Annotated in this window: 14 protein-coding genes and 1 tRNA gene; 4 read left to right on the forward strand and 11 right to left on the reverse strand. The window is 72.9% G+C overall.

Translation table 11 applies throughout. From position 1 onward, the window contains the following. Positions 1-37 precede the first annotated feature (37 nt). Positions 38-1,279, reverse strand: a complete 1,242-nt coding sequence (locus tag DEJ31_RS13420; RefSeq protein ID WP_146243160.1) for an aminoglycoside phosphotransferase family protein — start codon at positions 1,277-1,279, stop codon at positions 38-40. 79 nt (positions 1,280-1,358) lie between these two features. Between DEJ31_RS13420 and DEJ31_RS13425 the strand changes: the two genes are divergently transcribed. Further along, positions 1,359-2,420: an aromatic acid exporter family protein gene (locus DEJ31_RS13425; protein ID WP_110903963.1), complete on the forward strand. Its 1,062-nt coding sequence runs from the start codon at positions 1,359-1,361 to the stop codon at positions 2,418-2,420. A 21-nt stretch (positions 2,421-2,441) separates the two neighbouring features. Here the strand turns inward: DEJ31_RS13425 and DEJ31_RS13430 are convergent, their stop codons facing one another. Then, positions 2,442-2,759, reverse strand: a complete 318-nt coding sequence (locus DEJ31_RS13430; RefSeq protein WP_110903964.1) for a hypothetical protein — start codon at positions 2,757-2,759, stop codon at positions 2,442-2,444. Between the two features lie 206 nt (positions 2,760-2,965). Here DEJ31_RS13430 and DEJ31_RS13435 point away from each other — a divergent pair, with 206 nt between their 5' ends. Both DEJ31_RS13435 and DEJ31_RS13440 read left to right on the forward strand, forming a co-directional pair. Beyond that, complete coding sequence (locus tag DEJ31_RS13435; protein ID WP_110903965.1) at positions 2,966-3,643, forward strand: response regulator transcription factor; 678 nt, start codon at positions 2,966-2,968, stop codon at positions 3,641-3,643. Positions 3,644-3,650: 7 nt separating this feature from the next. Continuing rightward, positions 3,651-5,168, forward strand: a complete 1,518-nt coding sequence (locus DEJ31_RS13440; RefSeq protein WP_110904029.1) for a cell wall metabolism sensor histidine kinase WalK — start codon at positions 3,651-3,653, stop codon at positions 5,166-5,168. Positions 5,169-5,243: 75 nt separating this feature from the next. Here DEJ31_RS13440 and DEJ31_RS13445 read toward each other — a convergent pair whose 3' ends face one another. From DEJ31_RS13445 to DEJ31_RS13465, 5 genes are all read right to left on the reverse strand, one after another. Then, positions 5,244-8,720 (reverse strand): error-prone DNA polymerase, encoded by a 3,477-nt coding sequence (locus DEJ31_RS13445; RefSeq protein ID WP_111122111.1) that lies wholly within the window; start codon positions 8,718-8,720, stop codon positions 5,244-5,246. Positions 8,721-8,733: 13 nt separating this feature from the next. After that, complete coding sequence (locus DEJ31_RS13450) at positions 8,734-10,395, reverse strand: DNA polymerase Y family protein (protein WP_258366306.1); 1,662 nt, start codon at positions 10,393-10,395, stop codon at positions 8,734-8,736. A gap of 47 nt (positions 10,396-10,442) precedes the next feature. After that, positions 10,443-11,267: a hypothetical protein gene (locus tag DEJ31_RS13455; RefSeq protein WP_258366307.1), complete on the reverse strand. Its 825-nt coding sequence runs from the start codon at positions 11,265-11,267 to the stop codon at positions 10,443-10,445. A gap of 80 nt (positions 11,268-11,347) precedes the next feature. Next, on the reverse strand, positions 11,348-12,895 hold the full coding sequence (locus DEJ31_RS13460) for an anthranilate synthase component I family protein (protein ID WP_111122112.1): 1,548 nt from the start codon (positions 12,893-12,895) through the stop codon (positions 11,348-11,350). Further along, positions 12,874-13,812: an aldose 1-epimerase family protein gene (locus tag DEJ31_RS13465; RefSeq protein ID WP_110903968.1), complete on the reverse strand. Its 939-nt coding sequence runs from the start codon at positions 13,810-13,812 to the stop codon at positions 12,874-12,876. Before DEJ31_RS13465 ends, DEJ31_RS13460 begins: the two co-directional genes overlap by 22 nt. Before the next feature lie 174 nt (positions 13,813-13,986). On the opposite strand from DEJ31_RS13465, the gene DEJ31_RS13480 reads away from it, so the two are divergent. Next, a complete protein-coding gene (locus tag DEJ31_RS13480; protein WP_181433531.1) occupies positions 13,987-17,385 on the forward strand; it encodes an SdrD B-like domain-containing protein in 3,399 nt (1,132 codons plus the stop codon). A gap of 276 nt (positions 17,386-17,661) precedes the next feature. On the opposite strand, the gene DEJ31_RS13485 is transcribed toward DEJ31_RS13480, so the two are convergent. From DEJ31_RS13485 to nadD, 4 genes are all read right to left on the reverse strand, one after another. Next, positions 17,662-17,737 (reverse strand) — tRNA-Ala (locus DEJ31_RS13485). Between the two features lie 130 nt (positions 17,738-17,867). Then, positions 17,868-18,260 (reverse strand): ribosome silencing factor, encoded by a 393-nt coding sequence (gene rsfS / locus DEJ31_RS13490; RefSeq protein ID WP_111122114.1) that lies wholly within the window; start codon positions 18,258-18,260, stop codon positions 17,868-17,870. A 108-nt stretch (positions 18,261-18,368) separates the two neighbouring features. Beyond that, the gene (locus tag DEJ31_RS13495) at positions 18,369-19,991 is read right to left on the reverse strand and encodes a hypothetical protein (RefSeq protein ID WP_111122115.1); all 1,623 of its coding nucleotides are present in this window, start codon (positions 19,989-19,991) and stop codon (positions 18,369-18,371) included. Then, a complete protein-coding gene (gene nadD / locus DEJ31_RS13500) occupies positions 19,988-20,587 on the reverse strand; it encodes a nicotinate-nucleotide adenylyltransferase (protein ID WP_110903973.1) in 600 nt (199 codons plus the stop codon). Before nadD ends, DEJ31_RS13495 begins: the two co-directional genes overlap by 4 nt.

Consider the following 20,587-nt stretch of genomic DNA (forward strand, 5'->3'; position numbering starts at 1 on the left):
GGACGCCGCGTCACGGGCAGGGCGCACGGGACGGGCGTCAGAGGTGCGGTGCGGAGCGTGGCCGGCCGGCACCGGACGGGAGGCTCGGGGCCGGTTCCGCCAGGGCGGCACGCGTCGCCGCGAGCAGCTGCTCCGCCGTCGCGATCCCGTTCACCGACCCGGTGGTCGCCTGCCCGCCCGCATGCGCGAGGAGTTGTGCACCGATCGCCGGCCCGAGGCGCTCGGCCTCCTGCGGGTTCCGGGCCGCCCAGTCCCGGGCGACGGCGTCCGCGAGGCGCTCGGCGGCGGCACCGCGGTCCACGTCACCACGGGAGCGGTGCCACAGCCCGGTGACGACGAGGTGCGCGACGACCGCGCCGACGTCCCGCACCGGGTACCCCCAACCGGCGGTGTCGATGTCGAGCAGGCCGGAGATGCGCCACGGCTCGTCCTCGTCGACGAAGACCTGCTCGAGGTGCAGGTCACCGTGCACCACCTGCTTCTGCGCGGCGTTCCAGCCGATCGACCGGCGCCCGATCGCGTCGTACAGGCGGTCGATCTCCTCGGCGTCCGCGGGCAGCGCGGTCGTCAGGGTACGGCGGTGCCAATCCGCGTGGTCCATCGCGTCCGCTCGCGCCTGCTGCGTCATCGGGACCGCGGCGATGCGGCCGGTCAGCGCCGCGAGGGACGCTACGAAGCGCGGGTCGTCCGCGATCTCGGTGATCCGGCTGCCGGCCGGGACGCCCCGGACCAGCTCGAGGACGAGCAGCCCGTCACCGCGGCTCGCGAGCACGCGCGGCACCGGGAGCCCGGCCGCCGCGAACTGCTCGTGAGTGCGGACGATCGGTGCGACCCGGTGCGGCCGGACGATCTTGATGAAGAGAATGCGCTCGGGCGCGTCGACGCGGACCACGGCGCGCTTGCCGGGCCGGTAGGCGGCCACCGTCAGGGTCGGGTCCGTCACCGGCATGCCGAGCGTGGTCAGGAGTTCGGCGACGGCGTCCCGGTAGGTCACCTGCGGCAGCACCGGGAGGCCCGGGTCGTTCGGGTAGGCCCACACCGACACCGGCTCCCCCGTCGCGGGGTCGGTGACGATGGCGCTGTTCTGGTCGTGGGCGCCGCCGGTGTCGACGTACGTCAGGACGGTGGCACGCTGGCCGTTCCGGTCGAGGGTGTCGACCTCGTACCCGTAGAGGTAGCCGTTGCCCGAGGGCTCGACCGAGTGCGCACGCGCGGCCACGACGGACGTCCCGGACCCGGCGAAGGCCTCGGGGATGACACGCTCATGGTTGGGCCACACGGCCACAGTCAACCGTGTGTGCGGGGATTCGGCGCGTTGCCGAGCGGTTCGGCGTGCCGCTCCTGGCTAGCGTGGAGGGGTGAACCCGGTCAGGCGCCTTCGCAGCTCCAGCCGCACCCCGTTCCTCCAGGTCGTGAAGACCGCGGTGGCGGTGGTCGCGGCGGTGCTGCTGTGCGAGCTCCTGATCCGTGGACCGTTCCCGACCTTCGCCGCGATCGCCGCCCTGCTCGTCGTGCAGCCGAGCATCAACCAGTCGTTCGTGAAGGGCCTGGAGCGCAGCGCCGGGGTCCTGCTCGGCGTGGTCCTGGCGACCGGGGTGCACCTGCTCCTCGGCGACGCGGTGTGGATCGTGCTGCTCGTGGTCGTCCTGGCGATCCTGCTCGCCTGGGCACTGCGCCTGACCCCGACCTCGGCGACGCAGGTCGGCATCAGCGGGATGCTCGTGCTGACCGCCGGGGTCGTCACGCCGAACTACTCGGCCGACCGGATCCTCGAGACCGTGATCGGCGCGGTCGTCGCGCTCGTGGTGAACGCCGTCATCGTGCCGCCGGTCCTCCTCGAACCCGCGCACCTGGCCGTCGCACGGCTCGCCCGGGACACCGCCGCCGCGTTCGAACGCATCGCCGTCGGTCTGACCGAGGGGTGGGACCACGAGCAGTGGGACGCGGCCCTGCTGCAGGCCCGGGCGCTCCGGCAGCAGCACGGCCGGACGGAGGCCGCGCTGACCTCGGCTCGCGACTCACTCGCCATGAACCCCCGCGGTGGTCGGCACCACACCGTCCTCGAGCGGGACGTCGCCGTCGCCGAACACCTGCGCGTCCTCGTCACCCGGGTCACGGGCATGACACGTGCCGTCCGGGACAACACCGCCCCGGACCTCCGTGCCGACCCGATGGTGGGGCGGATCGCCACCGAGGTCGCCCGCATCGGCTCCGACGTCCGCCGCCTCGGCGCGCAGGTCGAGTCGGCACGACTCACGCCGGGCGAGCTCACCGAGGGACCGGAGGAGACCGCGGTCGAGCACGCGCTGACCGCGCCGCTCGCGGTCGTCCGGCCGAACTCCCGGCACTGGGTGCTCATCGGAGCACTGCTGGAGGACGTCCGTCGCGTCCGTGAGGAACTGCTCGGCGAGGACGACTGAGCGGCCTGCTCCGACGTCGGGTCAGCGGACGGGTTCGTCCGTGCCGCACGCCGCCTGGTGCGCCGCCTCGAGGAGGTCCGCCCACACCCCCGCCGCGGGCCACGACGGGTCGGACGTGACCACCTCGACGTCGGCGAACCGACGGATCTCGGCGACCACGGCCTCCTGGCCGGCTGCGCGCGCGGCACGGCCGGCACCGTCCAGCACGGCGGCGAGCAGGTCGGCGACGACGCGGTCGCGATGTGGTCCGTCGAGCGGACCGAGACCGACGACGCCCTCCCGGGCGGAGTCGAGTTCGGCGCGCAGGCGGACGATCTCCGGATGGTCCGGGTCGTGCATGGTGCCCCCCAGTACAGGACGGTCTGTCGGGTACAGCGTCCGGGCCGGAGCATAGCAAGGCGATGGTCCCGGCCAGTACCCGTCGGTCTCGAGCTGTCCACCGGACGCAACGGACGCCGTCGGTGCTGTGACGGTGTTCAGGCCTGCCGCCCGCCGATCCGCCCGCCGGACCCCGTTCGGTGCCACGATGGTCGCGGGAGGTCCAGATGCGCTTGTTGGTGGTCGAGGACGATGACGAGATGCGCGCGCTCATGGAGCGCGGGCTCGCTGCCGAGGGGTACCGCGTCACCGCGGTCGAGAACGGCGTGGAGGCACTGATCGCCCTCGGTGAGCAGGCCTACGACATCGCCGTGGTCGACGTGATGATGCCGGGCATGTCCGGGTTCGAGCTCGCTCGACGCGTCCGCGAACGGGAGGACCCGGTCCGGATCCTCCTGGTCACCGCACGCGACGCCGTCGACGACCGGGTGTTCGGACTCGACGCCGGCGCCGACGACTACCTCACCAAGCCGTTCGCGTTCGCCGAACTCACCGCCAGGCTCCGTGCGCTCGGCCGCCGTGAACCGGTCGGTGCTCCCCGCACCATCGAGGTCGGCGACGTCTCGATCGACTCCGAAGCACGCCGCGTGTCCATCAAGGGCCAGCGCGTCGCCATGAGCCCCACCGAGTTCGCGCTGCTGCGGCTGCTCGCCCGCTCGGTCGGCACGGTCGTGGACCGCCCGAAGATCCTCGAAGAGGTCTGGGACGGCTCGCAGCACGTCGACCCGAACGTCGTCGAGCAGTACATCTCGTACCTGCGGAAGAAGCTCGTCGCGCAGGAGGCGACCGTCGCCATCAGCACGGTCCGTGGCCGCGGCTACCGACTCGACCTCATCGGCGCGTGACGACCGCGTGACGCGGTCGGACGGGGCAGCACCCGCGCGGCGGACCCGGTGGACGCTGCGATCGCTCTCGCTGCGTTCCCGCATCACCATCGGCTCGACGGTGATCGCGGCCGTCGTCATCGCGCTGCTCGTGCTCGTGATGCGCCTGCAGGTCGTCAGCGTCGTCGCACGGGCCACCGAGACCCTGCTCGACGCCGACACTGACCCGTACGTCGCCACGCTCGAGGTCGACAGCAACCCGAACCTCTCCCCGCCCGGCAACGCCCAGTTCGTCGCGGTGGTCTCCCCCACGGGCGACATCACCCTGTCGTCGATGCCCGGACGCCTCGAACAGGCGCTCGGCAGTCTCCGCTCCACCCCGGCCGGCACCTCGGTGATCGACGTCGGCGACTCCGAGTACCGCGTCGTCGTCGAACACCCGGTGAACCAGGCCGGACGCTGGACCGTGGTCGCCGCCCGCAACTCGCAGGCCGAGGCGATCGTCGTCGACGACCTGACCACGACGCTGTCCTTCACCGGACTGGCGATCCTGGTGGCCTTCGGCGTCGCCTCGTGGGTGCTCGCGACCACGGCGCTGCGTCCCGTCAACCGGATGCGTCGTGAGGCCGAACGGCTCTCCGTCGCCCCGGAGCGCGCCGAGCTGCCGGTCGGCCCCGCGCAGGACGAGCTGGCGTCCCTCGCCACGACCCTGAACGCCTTCCTCGCGCGGACCCGCCAGGCCACCGAGCGGGAACGCCAGATGGTTTCGGACGCCAGCCACGAGCTGCGCACCCCACTCGCGATCCTCACCACCCAGCTCGACCTGGCGTCCCTGGACGGGGACGACGCCCAGGCCCTCGCCGCCCACATCGAACGCGCGAAGAACAGCGTCGCCCGGCTCTCGAGGCTCGCCAACGACCTGCTCACCCTGTCCCGCATCGAGGAGTCGGAACGCCGATCGGCGGACGGCGCCCCGCAGACGGCCACCGCATGGTCGGACCTGGGCGACGAGGTCATGGCCGCCGTCGACCGCGTCCGGCTCATCGCGAGCGCCAAGGACGTCACGGTCGACTTCGAACTCGACCCGCCCGTCGCAGTCGGTGGCTCGGGCCCCGGCATCGGCGGCGGCACGGTGGAACCGCGGTACCGGCTCGACACCGGCGGGATGGCGCAACTCGTCACGAACACCGCGGGCAACGCGGTCGCCGCACTCCCCCGCGGCGGCAGCGTCGTCGTCACCTGGCGGACCACCCCCGGCGAGGGTGTGTTGCAGATCACCGACGACGGCCCCGGCGTCCCCGAGTCTTTCGTACCGGTCGCGTTCGACCGTTTCACCCGGCCCGACGAGGCCCGCACGTCACGACGCGACCCGGACGCAGTGCCCGGCATCCCGATGCCGGGCGGCTCCGGACTCGGACTCGCGATCGTCCGCGCGGTCGCCGAACGGGCTGGAGGCTCGGCCACCCTCCGCAACGTCCCGACCGGCGGGCTCGAGGTCACCATCCGCGTCCCTGAGGTGCGGGTCACGCCGAACCCTCCGCGCTGACGAATCCGGGGAGTGCCGCGCTCACGGGGCCTCCCGCGCTCACGGGGAGCTCCGCGTTCACGGGAAGTGCCGCGCTCACTGGAAGTCCCGGGACCGGGTCCGGACCGCGAGGGGCAGGTGCTCGATCCGGTCCGCGACCAGGTTCACGACGCCGTCCGGCGAGCGTTCCAGGATCCCCCGCACGATGACCGCCGGCGACTCCCGGGCCACCCGCCGGTACCGCCCCCACACGCCGACGCTGCAGATGACGTTCACCAGCCCGGACTCGTCCTCGACGTTGAGGAACGTGATACCCGACGCCGTCGCCGGACGCTGCCGGTGCGTGACGATGCCGCCGACCTCGACGCGCCGACCGGTCTCCGCCGTCCGGGTGTCCTCGACGCTGAGCACCCCACGGTCGGACAGCTCCGGACGGAGGTGGCCCATCGGGTGGTCGTCGGTTGACATGCCCGTCGACCACATGTCCGCGATGAGGACGTCCCCGCTCGTCATCTGCCCGAACAGCGGCGGCTGCACGACGACCTGAGTGTCCGGCAACTGGTCGGCCCGCTCCGCCGCCGCCTGCGCTGCGGACCACATGCCGGCCCGGCGGTCGATGCCCAGGGACTCGAACGCGTCGGCGGCGGCGAGGGCCTCGAGCTGTGCCGTGGTGAGGCCGACCCGCCTGGCCAGGTCGGACATGTCGGTGAAGGGCCCGTTCGCCCGCCGTTCGGTGACGATGCGCTCGGCGCTGCGTCGGCCGAGCGAGGCGACCTCGGCCAACCCGAGTCGCACGGCGAACGCGCCGTCCCGTCGGTGGGCGGCGGTGTCGTCCTCGGCGTCCCGGTCGAAGGGCAGCACGGGCGGTTGCTCCGTCGCCAGGCACGCGTCCCCCAGGCCGCCGGCGGCGTGAGCGGCGGAACCCGCGAGACCCGTGTGACCGGCGGAACGGTCGGGGCGATCGGGGTGGTCGGGGTCGTCGATCGGCTCGAGGGTCGCGTCGACCTCGGACCGCAGGATGTCCGGCCGGAGCACACGGACCCCGTGCCGCCGGGCGTCGGCGACGAGGGTCTGCGGTGAGTAGAAGCCCATCGGCTGCGCCCGGAGCAGCGCCGCCAGGAACGCTCCCGGGTAGTGCAGGCGCATCCACGCGCTGGCGTAGACGATGAGCGCGAAGCTGATCGAGTGGCTCTCCGCGAAGCCGAAGTTCGCGAACGCCTGGATCTTGGCGTAGATGGCGTCGGCGTCCTCGCCGAGGATGCCGTTCTCCGCCATCCCCCGGTAGAGCTTGTCCCGGAGCCGGTCGATCTTCTCGAGGCCACGCTTGGACCCCATCGCGCGGCGGAGCAGGTCGGCGTCGTCCCCGGAGCAGTTGCCGACCGCGATCGCCATCTGCATGAGCTGTTCCTGGAACAGCGGCACGCCGAGCGTCCGTTCCAGCACGGGTTCGAGGGCCGGGTGCATGTAGGTGACCGGTTCCTCGCCGGTGCGGCGTCGGATGTACGGGTGGACCGCGCCGCCCTGGATCGGCCCGGGGCGGACGAGGGCGACCTCGATGACCAGGTCGTAGAACCGTCGGGGCAGCAGCCGGGGCAGCGTGCCCATCTGCGCACGGGACTCCACCTGGAAGACCCCGATCGTGTCCGCGCGGCAGAGCTGGTCGTAGACGCCCTGTTCCTCCTTCGGGATGGCGTGCATGTCCCACCGCTCCCCACAGTGGTCCGCGGCCAGGTCGAACGAGTACTGCAGCGCGGCGAGCATGCCGAGCCCGAGCATGTCGAACTTCACGAGCCCCATGTAGGCACAGTCGTCCTTGTCCCACTGCAGGACGGTCCGGCCGTCCATCCGGGCGTGCTCGATCGGCACGACCTCGCCCACCGGCCGGTCGGTCAGGACCATCCCGCCCGAGTGGATGCCGAGGTGCCGCGGGAACCCGAGGACCTGCTGCGCCAGGTCGACCACGGGTTCCGGGATGTCGTGGTCCTGGCTCTCGGTGACCGAGCCCCACCGCTCGACCTGCTTCGACCAGGCGTCCTGCTGGCCGGGGCTGTGGCCGAGCGCCTTCGCCATGTCCCGCACGGCGCCCTTGGGCCGGTAGGTGATGACGTTCGCGACCTGTGCGGCGTTGAACCGGCCGTACTTGTCGTAGACGTACTGGATCACCTCTTCCCGCCGGTCGGAGTCGAAGTCCACGTCGATGTCGGGTTCCTCGTCGCGCATCGACGACAGGAACCGTTCGAACGGCAAGCCGTACCGGATCGAGTCGACCGCGGTGATCTCGAGCAGGAAGCAGACCGCCGAGTTCGCCGCGGACCCGCGTCCCTGGCAGAGGATCCCCCGGCTCCGGGCGAACTGCACCATGTCCCGGACGATGAGGAAGTAACCGGGGAACCCCTTGTCCTCGATGACGGACAGTTCGCGTTCGATGCGCTCCCGCTTGTGGGCGTCCACCCCGTCGGCGTCCCCGGGGTAGAACCGGCGCGCACCGCGCCATGTGAGGTCTCGCAACCAGCTCATCGGGGTGTGACCGTCCGGCACGTCCAGGTCGGGCAAGCCGGGCTTCGCCGTCCGTAGCGCGAACCCGAGCTCGTCGGCGAGCTCCACGCTCCGCTCCACCGCTCCGGGCCACCGCGCGAACCGCCGCGCCATCTCGGCACCGGAACGGAGGTGTGCGGTGTCGGCTGCCGGCAACCACCCGTCGATCTCGTCGAGACTGCGGCGGGCCCGGACCGCGGCGAGGGCGGTCGCGACCGGGAACCGGTCCGGGGTCGCGTAGTGCACGTTCCCGGTCGCCACGACGGGCAGCGCGTGCCGGTCGGCGAGGACGGCGAGGACGTCGTTCCGGGCGCTGTCGAGCGGGTCACCGTGGTCGGAGAGCTCCACCACCACGTTGCCGGTGCCGAACCGGTCCAGCAGTGCGCGGAGGGCCTGCTCGGCAGCGCTCTCACCGCCGCGTTCGAGGGCCTGACGGACGCTGCCCTTCCGACAGCCGGTGAGCACCCGCCACCGGCCGGCCGAGCGTTCCGCGAGGTCGTCGAGGTCGTACCGCGGCCGACCCTTCTCGGAGCCCGCGGCGAGGTGCGCGGCCGTCACCGCGCCGGCCATCCGGTGGTACCCGTCCTGCCCGTCGGCCAGGAGCAGCAGGTGCGAGCCCTCGGGGTCGGGGACGCCGTTCTGTGGTTCGGTGAGGCCGAGGGACAGCTCGGCACCGTAGACCGTGGTGATGCTCGGGTACGTCTCGGCAACCTCGGCCATCCGGGCGGCCCCGTAGAAGCCGTCGTGGTCCGTGATCGCCAGTCCACGGAGGCCCAGTCGTGCAGCCTCTTCCAACAGGTGCTCGGGCGGGCTCGCGCCGTCCAGGAAGCTGAAGGTCGAGTGCGCGTGGAGTTCGGCGTACGGGACAGCCGGGGGCGCGTCGGGCGCGGCGAGGTCCGCCGGTCGGTAGGGCGCACGCTTCCGCGACCAGGCCGGGCTGTCACCACCGTCGCCCTCGGGGGTCGTGCCCGGGCTCCGCTTGTCGGAGAGGGCGCGCTCGAACTGCGACCACGGGATCGGCGGGTTGTTGTACCCCATCAGGAACCGTCCTTCACGTCGCGATCGCCTCTGCCCACCAGCGGTGGTCGGCGAGGACCAGGTACCAGGCACGCCCGTCGGCGTCCACGAGCTGCAACCGGTGCAGCCGTCGCCCGCCGGACTCCCACCAGCGCACGACCAGTGGCCAGGGTCCCGCCCAGGCCGTGACGGCGGTGAACCGTCCCCCGCGGTCGCCGTCGGAGCGGAACTGCTCGGGTTCGCCGGTCAGGGTGCCACGGTCGTCGACGTCCACGGATCCGCCGTCCGCCGCGACGACGTCCACCGGCCGGGGTCGTTCGAGGACCGTCGCCGGCGGGGGCCCGGAGAGCCTTCCCGGCCACGGACGGTCCCGCACGACCGCGAGGGCACGCTCGCCACCGACCGGCGTGTCTCCCCACGGCACGAGCACGATGCGCTCGGCCAGGGTGCGCCCGCCACCGATCCGGGGCGTGACGACCCCGTCGTGTCCGACCATGCCCTGCACCCGGGCCAGCCCGTGGTGGACCCGCTCGTCCGGTCCGGAACCCCAGAGCCCGCGCTCGTGGTTCGCCAGGTCGTCCACCGCGACCGGTTCGAGCACGACCGTGGTCACGGGAGCCTCGAGCCCGGTCGGGTCGACCCCACCGGCGAGCTGCCAGCGCACCCGGTCCACCACGTCCGCGGCGTCGAACCACCGCGGGTGCGCCCAGACCCGTTCGAGCAGGACGTCCCGTTCGTCGACGATGCCCACGCGGATGGTCGTCGCCACCAGCCCCGCCGCCCGGAGCTTCGCGGCGAACTCGTCGGCGGAACGACGGAAGGCGAAGGCGATCTGGTCGGCGCGGTCGAGCGGCGGCTCGAAGGACGCCTGGACCTCGAGGTCGGGTGGGACGTCCCGCGCGGAGACCTCCCGCGGGTCGCGACCCCCGGCGAGCCGGTGCAGGAATGCCCCGGGCACGCCGAAGCGGTCGCGCACCTGTTCGTCGGTGAGGGCTGCGAAGTCGCCGAGCGTCGTGAGGCCCAGGCGGCCGAGCACCATCGCGAGGTCAGGGTCGCTGAGCACCCCGAGCGGCAGCGGGGCGAGGAACGTGCCCGATCCACCGACCGGCACCATCCGGACGCGCTCTCCCGGCCGGGTCGGCCGTGCCCGGGCAGCCTGCTCCGCCGCGAACGGGGTGTCCGCCACACCGGCACGCACGCCGGGTGCGCCGTGGTCGGCGGCGATGCCCGCCAGGATCGTCGCGGCCGCCCGCTCGCCGCCGTGGTAGCGCGCCGGGCCGCGGGCACGCAGCGCGATCGTCCCGGGGCGCAGGACCTCCACCCCTGGCGCGGCGGCTTCGATCGCGCGGATGACGGGCTCGAACGCCCGGTGGTCGAGTGCGTCGTCGTAGGGCTGCGTGACCAGGTCGGTGCAACGTGCCTGTGCTTCGCGGACCCGCAGTCCGCGCACCACGCCGACCTGTCGAGCCGAGGCGGAGCTCGCGAAGACCAGGCCCTTCGCGATGAGGGCGAACGGCTGTTCGGGCGGGGTGCCCGCAGCCCGGGCAGCGGCGATGACGGGCCAGTCCGGGCACCAGAGCACGATCGTCCGGGTCGGCGGGGGTTCCGGCAGACCGGCACCACGGCTGAGCGCGTCGGCCCGGACGGCTCCGGCACCCGGCAGCCCCACCCCGGACGACCCGACATTCGGCAGCACGGCACCACCACGTGGGCCGGCGGCCAGAGCCCGACGTCCGCGGGGGCTCACGATGCCACCGCCACGGGACGCAGGGCCCGCCCACCGGCCGAGGCCGCCACCGGGACCGCCGCACGCACCGACCCGTCCGCCGCGGGCAACAGCAGTTCGGTGCTGGTCGGCCGGACTGCTCCGGCCCGACCCGAGGCGGTGACGGTCACCCGGCGTTCGGTGAGGTACCCGTGTCCCTGGCCGATGCCGCTCCAGTGCGACTCGGCGACCCGCAGGGTGACGTCCGCGCCGGGCCAGGAACCGAGTGCGACGAGGGCGGCCCCGCGCTGGCGGAGGCGTGCGGAGAGCCGGGCGACGTCACCGGGCACCACGCGGCCGAGCGGCCGGGTGAGGACGATCTGCGCGACGTCGGCGAGCGCCGCGGTGACCGCGAGCCACTGGTCGCCCGGGTCCGGCACCAGAACGAGTCGTTCCAGGTCGATGCCGGCCGCGGCGGCGGCTTCGACGCCGAAGGACGGCACCCCGACCACGGCGCACCAGGCTCCGGCCGCGGAGGCCGCCTGCAGCATGGTCTGGGCGAGCAGCACCGACTCCGGCACGGAGTACGTGCCACCGGCGCGGATGGCGCCGCCGGGCAACAGCGGCGCGAGGGCATCGGCCGTGGGCAGCCCCTCGGTGTCCACGCGGGTCGCTTCCATGTCGGCGACCCGGGAGCGCAGTGCGGTGATCCGATCGAGCGCCGCACGAGTTGCACCGACGTGGTCGGAAGCCCGGGCAGCACCGTTCCGCCCGATGTGCTCCCGGTCCCCGCGTCCGCGGTCACCACGCTCATCGGGCGACCGGAGTGCCGCCGCCGTCTGCATGCCCTCATATTCGAACATGTGTTCGATCTTGTCAACCGGCACCGACATCCGGTGGACAACCGCTCGAACACCCGTTCGATCGGTTCAGGACCCGACGATCACCAGCGCGCCACTGCCCCGATCCCCCCGAGCACCGACAGGGTCTTCGTCTCGACCTCGTCCGCCTCGTCCGCCGCCGTGGAGGACCACGTCACCGCGCCGCCGGCCCCGAGGGACCGGGACCGCACGCGGCCGTCCCGGTGCAGGACCGTCACCAGTGTCCGGATCGCCACCGACAGATCGACCGCTCCGCTCGCCGAGAAGTACCCGATCGCCCCCGAGTAGACCCCGCGCGGCGCCGCTTCGAGGCGGTCCGCGATCGCCGTCGCGCTGCGCTTCGGCGCGCCGGTCATCGACCCCGGTGGGAACGCGGCACGCACCACCTCGGCCCGGGAGGTGCCCTCCGGCAGCACCCCGGCGACCGTCGACACCAGCTGGTGCACGCTGGCGTAGGTCTCGACGTCGCAGAGCCGCTCCACGCGCACCGTGCCCGGGCGTGCCGTCCGCAGCAGGTCGTTCCGCAGCAGGTCGACGATCATCACGTTCTCGGCGCGGTCCTTCGCGCTGTCGGAGAGCTCCGCGCGTGTCGCGGCGTCCGCCACCGGGTCCGGGTGACGGGGACGGGTGCCCTTGATCGGTTCGGCGAGCACGCTCCCGTCGGCGTCGATCCGCAGGAACCGCTCCGGCGAACGGCTCGCGATCCGCAGGTCGCCCCAGCGCAGGTACGCGCCGAACGGGACCGGGTCCCCCTCGCGCACGCGCCGGTACTCCGCCAGGTACCGATCGCCGTCGCGGCTCGGTCGGGCGTCCGGCACCGAGAAGGCGGTCGTCAGGCACACCTGGAACGCGTTGCCCTCGCGGATCTCGTGTCGACAAACGTCCACCGCGTGCTCGTGGGCGACGCGGCGGACGCGACCACGGGCCTCCAGGACGCGCCCGACGACGACCGTGTCCCCGGCCGGGAGGCCCGGGCGTGCCACCGTGACGTCGTCTCGCGTCGCCGACGCGCGCACCTCCGCCAGCCACGCCCGGTTCGCATCCGAGGCAGTCGGCGCGTCGTCGTCCACCAGCGCGATCGCCCAGGAGGAGCCGTCCGCGTGGACCAGGACGGCCCGGTCGACGAACCGGAGGTCGGCGTCGGGGTGTCCGTCAGCGGTCCGGTCGGGTCCGTCGACCTCGCGACCGAGTTCGTAGCCGAGGAAGCCCACCCAGCCGAGGGCGAACGCACACCCCGGCAACGGCTCGTCGAGCGTCGGGGTGCGGCGCAGCAGCTCGTCGAGGACGGCGAAGGCCGGTCGGCTCTCGACCCGGCTGGACCCGAACCACCGGGCGGCCGACCCCGACACCGTGACGTGGGCGATCCGGTCCTCGTGCCGGAGGCAGGCGGCGAAGGGGCCGTCCGGGACGGCGAGGACCGACCACGCCGCACGGCGGGCCGCCGCTGCGGGCGAGTCGACCGGCAGCGCCGAGTCCAGCCAGGCCAGGTCGGCGGTGCTGCGACGGGCGAGCTCGCCGAGGTCCGGGACGTCGGCGAGCCGCTGGACCGCGATCCGCGGTACGCCCGCGGGACGGTCCACCGTGACGCTCAGACCGCCGAGATCGTCCACGCGGCAGCGTGCGCGTCGCCGGGCTCGAGCACGACGAGTCCGGCGTCCACGTCACCGGCGAAGGCGTCGGCGTTGAAGGCGTTCGGGGCGCAGGTCATCGGCTCGACGGCGAGGCCGGAGCGGTGGTACTCGGGGACGACGTGGTCGGCGGTGTGCACCTGCGCCCACCCGCAGTCCCTGCCGAAGGCGACCCGCACGCCGTGCCCGTCGGCCGCGGTGACGGTGATCGTGGCGGTGCCCTCGGCGTCACGGTCGAAGCCGGTGAAGGCGTGGTCGATGAAGCGGGCGCCGATCGCCGTCGGCAGGCGGAGGTCGAACTCGTCGTGCACGGGGACCAGCTCGGTCGGGATCAGGCGGTCCTCGGTGACCTCGAGCACCTCGGCTGCCGGGAGCGTCAGCGTCCAGTCGTCGACCGTGCCCGCGCCGGCGACGAGGTACGGGTGCGGACCGGTCCCCCAGGGTGCCCGGTCGTCCCCGGTGTTCGTCCCGGTGATCGTGGTGTGCAGACCGTCGGCGTCCAGGCGGTACTCGACCCGCACCTCGACGCGGGCGGGGTAGCCCTCCTGAGGCTGCACGGTGGTGGCGAGGACGACCCGGTCGGCGTCCTGCTCGAGCACGGCGAAGTCGGTCCAGGCCACGAGACCGTGCAGGGCGTGTGCGCGCTTCGGCTCCGTCAGCGCGAGTTCCTGCTCGACCCCGTCGAAGGTGTACCGGCCGTCGACGACGCGGTTCGGCCAGGGGGCGAGCACGGCGCCGCGGAAGACCGGGCGGACGTCGTCGGCGTCGAACGTGGTGACGAGGTCTCGGCCGTCGTGCCGCAGTGCGCGCAGGGTGGCTCCGACGCTCGCGATCTCGGCGGTGTACCCGTCGGAGGCGATGGACGTCTGGGTTCCGGACCGGGGCGCAGCGCTGCTCATGCGCTCAGCGTAGCGGGGCACCGCGTCCGGGCGGCGATCGGGACGCCAGTGGAGTACGGAATACCGAGTACTGGGTGCCCGGGGTGCCGTCCGGTTACGTTCCCTGCGCCGTCACCACCTCCACCGCCCGGACGGGGACGGGGAACAGGGACGGCTGACCATCGGAGGATCCTCATGCGTCACCGCATCACCACACGCATCGCCGTCGCGTCGACGGCCGTGCTCAGCATCGCGATCGGAACGGTCGCACCAGCGACCGCCGCTCCCCCGGGTCCGGCCGGGCGTCCGCAGGTCGGGCTGGCGATCGACGTCCTGGCGGACGGCGCGGGGCCGTTCAGCCCCGATGACCGACCCGGCGGCGACAGCGGGCCGACGAACGGTGTCGTCCGCACCCTCGACTCGGTCACGTACCGGGTGACCGTGAACGCGAACGGCGGTGTCGGCCATCGCCAACGCTTCACCGTCACCGCGCCGACCGGGACGTCGTGGGCGGCTCTGCCCGAAGGCTGTTCGGCGTCCGGCTCGGGCATCGACGGCCGCGACCTCACCTGCGTCCTCGGGGACGTGGCGGAAGGCCAGGTGGTCGCGGTGCCCGTCGTCCTCGACGTCTCCGCCGGGCTCGACGACGGCGACGCCGTCATCGTGACGGGGACCGCCACCGCTGACGACGCGGACGCACCGGTCTCGGCGACCGCGCCGCGGCTCACCGTCTCGGCGGCGGCCCGCTACAACCTGAGCAAGCGGGTCGTCGGCTCCGTGCTGCGCCCGGACGTCACCGGACCCGACGGCACACGCGGCTTCCAACTCGTGTTCCCGATCGCCGTCGACTGGCAGCCGGTCGTCCCCGGGCAGGGCCTGCTCGGGTTCGCTCCAGGTGACGGGCGGATGACGTTCACGGACGACGTCTCGCAGCTGCGCGGTGACCTGCCGTCCGGCGCGGTGCTCTGGAACGGGGACGCTCCGCCGTGCGGTCCGAACGACCCGTCCGTCTCGTCCCGGTTCGCCTCGCTGCCGGCGGGGAGCGGTGGTGGCCCCCGGGCGGTCGCCGGCTCCGGCCGGTTCACGTGCGAGCAGTCCGGTGCCGGTCAGGACGTCTCCGTGGCGATCACCGGGACCGTCACCGACGCGTCACGCATGCCGACGCAGAACGCCTTCGGCGGCCCCGTCGTCGGCAACACCCCCGGGTTCGTGGTCTCGGGCTACATCTCGTTCTGGGTGCCGAACCCACCCGCCGGCACGAGTCTCGGATCGGTGAACACGTTCCGCGACGTCGTGACGCACGCGGCGTCAGGGGCACCGAACTTCCCAGGGGACGCCGAACCCGTGGCGGACAACCGGGCGACACGGAACATCGTGGCGGACGCCGTCGGGACCGCGGGGAAGCGTCTCCTCAGGGTGCTGGACGACAGCGGTCGGACCGGCGACGGTTCGGCGCGTCGGGGTGATCCGTGGAGCACGCCCGGGTCGGTGCTCCGCAGCGACGTGAGCGCCTCGAACCCCGGACTCGACACGTTCCGGAACACCGTGCTGTGCGACACGTTCGACCGGCACACGCAGCGTCTGACGCGGGTGCAGGGGACGTCGGCCCGGACCAGCGGGCTGCGCGAGGCGCGGGTCGAGTACGCCGCGTACGACATGGACGGTCCGGAGGACGGGCAGCGCCGGGCCACCTGTGACGACGATCGCGGTCCCTGGTTCACGGACCCGGCGGAGGTGCCGGGCGGGATCGACGCCGTCGGCGCCGTCCGTGCCCGCGGTGACGTCGTCGGTGGCACCACTGCCGCGCTGTCCTCGTTCGTCTCGGTCCGCGAGGTCGCCGACGGGACGCGTGCCTACGACTTCGGGCACGTGCGCTTCAGCGACCGTCACCCCGACTGGGTGCACGACACCCGCTCCGACCCCGAACTCGGCGCCGGAGGGTTGTCCGACAGCGTGCTCGTCACCGAGGACCTGGCCCGGATCGGGAAGACCGTGGTGCGTGCCAGCTCCTCGACCGCCACGGCGGGCGACACGGACACACCGGTTCCCGTGGTGCCCGGCAACGCCGTGGACTACGTCCTCACGCCGTCGCTCACGAACGGGAACACGACGGGGCGATCACGACTGGTGACGGTCCGTGACGTCCTCCCGGCACACATGGCGTACAGCCCGGGCAGCGCGTCCGTCGAGCCGGCGGTCGACACGGTCCGGGACGACGACGACGGCACCGAGCACCAGCGACTGACCTGGGCGATCGACGACGTGACGCCGAACACCCGCATCGCGCCGATCACCTACACCGCCGTCGTCGCACGGGATGCTCCGGCAGGGCCGCTGGAGAACCGGGTCGAGGTCTCGGCTCCGACGGACCGGTCTCCGTCCGAGTACCGGTCCGCCGCGCGGGCCGTCCAGGTCGTGACGAGTGGTGGCCTGCGCGTCGAGAAGCGGGCGGAAGCCCCCGTCGTCGTCACGGGAGACGACCTGGTGTGGTCGCTCGACACGACGAACACCGACACGGATCCCGTCCGCGACGTACAGCTCGTCGACGTCCTCCCGCACGCCGGCGACGGATCGTCGTTCCACGGCGCAGTCGAACTGGCCCGTCCCGTCGATGCCGGCCCGGCGGAGTCCGTCGTCTACACCGCCGCCGACCCGGAGGCGGTGTCGCTCGACCCCGCGGACGAGTCGAACCAGCCCGGCGGCTCGACGACGTGGTGCGCGGAGACCGCGTTCGGCAGCGCCGGGTGTCCGGACACCCTCGCCGACGTCACTGCCATCCGGATCGACGACCCGAACGGGATCGCTCCCGGGGAGACCGTGTCCCACCGTGTGTCCATCGCGACCCACGGGCAGCGGGACGGTGACCGGTACACGAACCGCTTCGGGGTCCGCTCCGCCGACCTCGCGCTGCCGGTCCGGTCGAACCCCGCAACCGTCCGGGTCGTGTCGGGCGCCGTGGGTGACCTGGTCTGGACGGACTCGGACGGCAACGGCGTACAGGACCCGGGTGAGCCCGGGATCCCGGACGTCCCGGTGCGGTTGCACGGCACCGACGACCGGGGGCGAGAGGTCGATCGGGTCGCCCGAACGGACCGGGAGGGGCACTACGGCGTGGACGACCTGCGCCCTGGCGACTACGTCGTCTCCGTCGCACCGGTGCCGGATCGCACGTTCACGATGCCCTCGGTCGGTGACGACGACGCCCGCGACTCCGACGTCGCGGCGGACGGACGGACAGCACCGATCACGATCACCCGGCGGACGGGCCCGGACGGGGCGCTCGAGGGCGTCGAACGGAACGACCGCATCGATGCCGGCGTCCTGCCGTCATCGTCTCCCGAGCCGGGCGACGGCGCGGGGAGCGGCGGTCCCGGAGTCGGCGGGTCCGGAGACGGTGGGTCCGGGAGCAGCGGGTCGACGGGCAGCGGTCCGGACGACCACGGCGACACGACTGCGCATCCGGGTGGCTCACGCGGGCACGCCCTCGCCTTCACCGGAGCAACAGGGACCGCTGCGGCCGCCATCAGCGCGTTCCTCCTGCTGATGGCCGGTCTCGGACTCCGAGCCCTCGCCCGCGCACGGCGCCGCGTCTGACGGTCACCAGCGGATCACTCGGTGCGTCTCGTTGCCAGCCCGATAACGGGACGCACCGAGTCGGACGGCGACCGGCTGCCCGCCTCCGGCTCCGGCTCCGGCTCCGGCTCCGGCTCCGATAGCACGCGGACCGCATGCCCGAACAGGCAAGCACAGGCACGCGAGCACAGGCACGCAAAGCCCAGACACGAAGAAGCCCAGACACGAAGAAGCCCCGACACGAAGAAGCCCCGCTGCTCCATGAGCGGCGGGGCTTCTTCGTGGTGTCCTTGCTTCTGGTGGATCTGAGGGGACTCGAACCCCTGACCCCCTGCATGCCATGCAGGTGCGCTACCAGCTGCGCCACAGACCCAGAACGAAACGACCCGAAGGCCGGTTTCTGTTCCCCCGGTTCCCCGGAGGCACCAGTACAGCGTACACCACGCGAACACCGGGTGACGAAATCGTCACCGCCACCCGGGCGCGTCGCGCTGAGACCCGCGTCAGGCCGACTGTTCGGCACCCTGCGACTGATCGGCCGGCAACTCGAGCGGGATGACCGGGCAGTCCGACCAGAGGCGCTCGAGGGAGTAGTACTGGCGCTCTTCCTCGTGGAACACGTGCACGACGATGTCCCCGAAGTCGATCAGAGCCCAGCGGCCTTCGCTCCGGCCTTCACGACGAAGCGGCTTGGCACCGACCTGGAGCAGGCGGTCTTCGATCTCATCGGCGATGGCGAGCACGTTGCGCTCGTTGCGGCCGGTGGCGAGCAGGAAGACGTCGGTGAGCTGGAGTGGTCGGGTGACGTCGAGGGCGACGATGTCCTCGGCCTGCTTGGAGTCGGCCGCTTGAGCGGCGATCTGCGTCAGTTCGAGTGCGCGAGCGGAGGCGGTCACGGATTCCTTCCGGTGGTCATCCCGACGCGTGCGTCCGGATGTTCATGTGGGTCACGATCATAGGTCAGACCGCTGACGCGGGCCATGCCCACGGAGTTCGAGGCTCGCTCAGGAGCCGAAGAAGTTCGTCGCGACGAGTGCGACGACGATGACACCGGCAGCGACGACACCGACGGCACTCGCGGCGACGGCCAGCACGACCGGCGTCTTGGAGTCCTTCGGCTTGGCGGCGGCGAGCACGACCTGGCGGGTCGACGTGTGGCTCGACACGGCACGGCTCGCGCGGACCGGACTGGCGTCCGTGTCCGGCTGCTCGTCGTGCTGCTCGAGGAGGCGGTCGACCTCTGCGCCGTCGATCGGCCGGTGCGACCCGGTCGAGGACAGCGATGAGGGCAGGTCGATCGAACCGGTGAGGATGACCTCGCCGGTGGCGTTGAGCGCACCGGTGGGGTCGGCCAGCGCCGAGTTCGGCAGGATGAGGGCGTTCGTGTGCGACTCGGCGACACGGCGCGTGCCGGTCTCCTCGTCGTGCACCTCGGCGTCGTTCGAGTCGTGGGCGAAGGTCGACCAGTGGCCGGCCGGAGGCTGGAACGCCGTGGTGACGGGCTTCGGCTCGCGCGGCGCATCCGAGGATGTCGGACGCGGGGTCGATCCCGGCTGCGCTGCGGATGTCGGTCCCGAGACGGGCGCATCTGCCGGCACGACGACCGGGACCTCGTTCGTGTCGTCGTCGTCCAGGTCGAGCGGGAACACGCCGGGAGCCGCGGCGGGCAGCTCGCTGGCGGGCGCGGCGACGTCGTCGGTCGCGGCCATGATCGCGTCGGGGTCGGCGTCGTGCGGCGCCCAGGTCGTGCGGTGCTGGCGGGGTTCCTCGCCGTGCGCAGCCGCCTCTTCCAGGGGCTCGATGGCGTCCGGCGAACCGTCAGCGGCGGTGGCCTGCTCGACAGCGGCGGGTTCCAGGTGCGTGAGCTCCGGGTTGGGGTCCTGCCAGTGCGAGGACTCGTCGTCCTCGGCGGCCCGGCTCTGCACGGCGTCGTCGTCGGACCCGCCATCGACCTGAACAGCGTCGGCGTCGGCGTCAGCGTCGGCGACCTCCGTCGCCCCGAGCCCGGCCCCAGCGCCGAGCCCGGCCCCGGCTCCAGCCCCGGCGTCAGTGTCGTCAGTGGGGTCAGTGGGGTCAGTGGCGCCAGTGGCGTCAGTCGACCGCTCGTCGGTCGGCGCGTCGAACCCGAGGGGCACGAGCGGCGAGGACTGCGCCCCGATGCCGGCGGCAGCGGCTTCGACCGGGGTCGACAACGGCGGCACCTGGGCATCCGGTGCGGGTACGGACGAGGGGCCCGTCAGCGTGCCGAGGACGTCCTGCACGGTGCGGTCGGACGACTGCGGGGTCGGGTTCTGCAGCGGGACGGGACGGCCACCCTGCTGCTGCGCCTCGCGCAGCAGCCGCAGCTGTCGGCGGGACATCCCGCCGGTGCCGGGGACGATCTCGGTCGCGGAGGCCGGGGGCACGTCGGACACGCCGGTGGCGGCTCCCGCGGATCGCGGTGCCGCCTGGTTGGCCGTGGCCGCACCGGGGGCGACGTGCGAACCGGGGCGACGACGGGCCTCCGGTGTGGCGGGGGCGGCGACGGTCGGCGGCGGCGTCGCGGGCTGGGCACCGCCAGAGGCGGCGCGCTCGCGCTCACGCATCTGGCGCCGCGACAGCGGCGGCTGCGCGTCGGACGGACTCATGCAACGCTCCGATACAGATGGTGCTTCGAGATGTACTGGACGACGCCGTCGGGCACGAGGTACCAGACGGGGGACCCGCTCCGCACCCGGTCACGGCAGTCGGTCGAGGAGATCGCCAGCGCGGGGACCTCGAGCACACTAACGTCCCGTTCTGGGAGTCCGGTGATGCTCAGCTGGTGTCCCGGTCGTGTCACGGCGACGAAGTGTGCGAGGTCCCAGAGCCCGTCGTGGTCCTTCCAGTCGACGATCTGCTGGACGGCGTCCGCCCCGGAGATGAAGACGAGCTGGGCGTCGGGCCGCTGCTCGTGCAGGTCGCGGAGGGTGTCGACGGTGTAGGTCGGGCCGGGCCGGTCGATGTCCACGCGGCTGACCGTGAACATCGGGTTCGAGGCGGTCGCGATCACGGTCATCAGGTACCGGTGCTCGGCGTCGGTGACCTCGGACTTCATGTACGGCTGGCCGGTGGGGACGAACACGACCTCGTCCAGGTCGAAGTGCTTCGCGACCTCGGACGCCGCCACGAGGTGACCGTGGTGGATCGGGTCGAACGTCCCGCCCATCACCCCGATGCGCGGCCGACCCGTGCTCTCGAGCAT

This window comes from Curtobacterium sp. MCPF17_031, from assembly GCF_003234035.1.
Lineage (GTDB): Bacteria > Actinomycetota > Actinomycetes > Actinomycetales > Microbacteriaceae > Curtobacterium.

Excerpts from the sequence above, each read along its gene's own strand:
- DEJ31_RS13445 (WP_111122111.1), bottom strand. The coding sequence starts at position 8,720 with ATGGGGTACAACAACCCGCCGATCCCGTGGTCGCAGTTCGAGCGCGCC.
- DEJ31_RS13435 (WP_110903965.1), top strand. The coding sequence starts at position 2,966 with ATGCGCTTGTTGGTGGTCGAGGACGATGACGAGATGCGCGCGCTCATG.
- DEJ31_RS13430 (WP_110903964.1), bottom strand. The coding sequence starts at position 2,759 with ATGCACGACCCGGACCATCCGGAGATCGTCCGCCTGCGCGCCGAACTC.
- DEJ31_RS13480 (WP_181433531.1), top strand. The coding sequence starts at position 13,987 with ATGCGTCACCGCATCACCACACGCATCGCCGTCGCGTCGACGGCCGTG.
- DEJ31_RS13495 (WP_111122115.1), bottom strand. The coding sequence starts at position 19,991 with ATGAGTCCGTCCGACGCGCAGCCGCCGCTGTCGCGGCGCCAGATGCGT.
- DEJ31_RS13455 (WP_258366307.1), bottom strand. The coding sequence starts at position 11,267 with ATGTTCGAATATGAGGGCATGCAGACGGCGGCGGCACTCCGGTCGCCC.
- nadD (WP_110903973.1), bottom strand. The coding sequence starts at position 20,587 with ATGCTCGAGAGCACGGGTCGGCCGCGCATCGGGGTGATGGGCGGGACG.
- DEJ31_RS13465 (WP_110903968.1), bottom strand. The coding sequence starts at position 13,812 with ATGAGCAGCGCTGCGCCCCGGTCCGGAACCCAGACGTCCATCGCCTCC.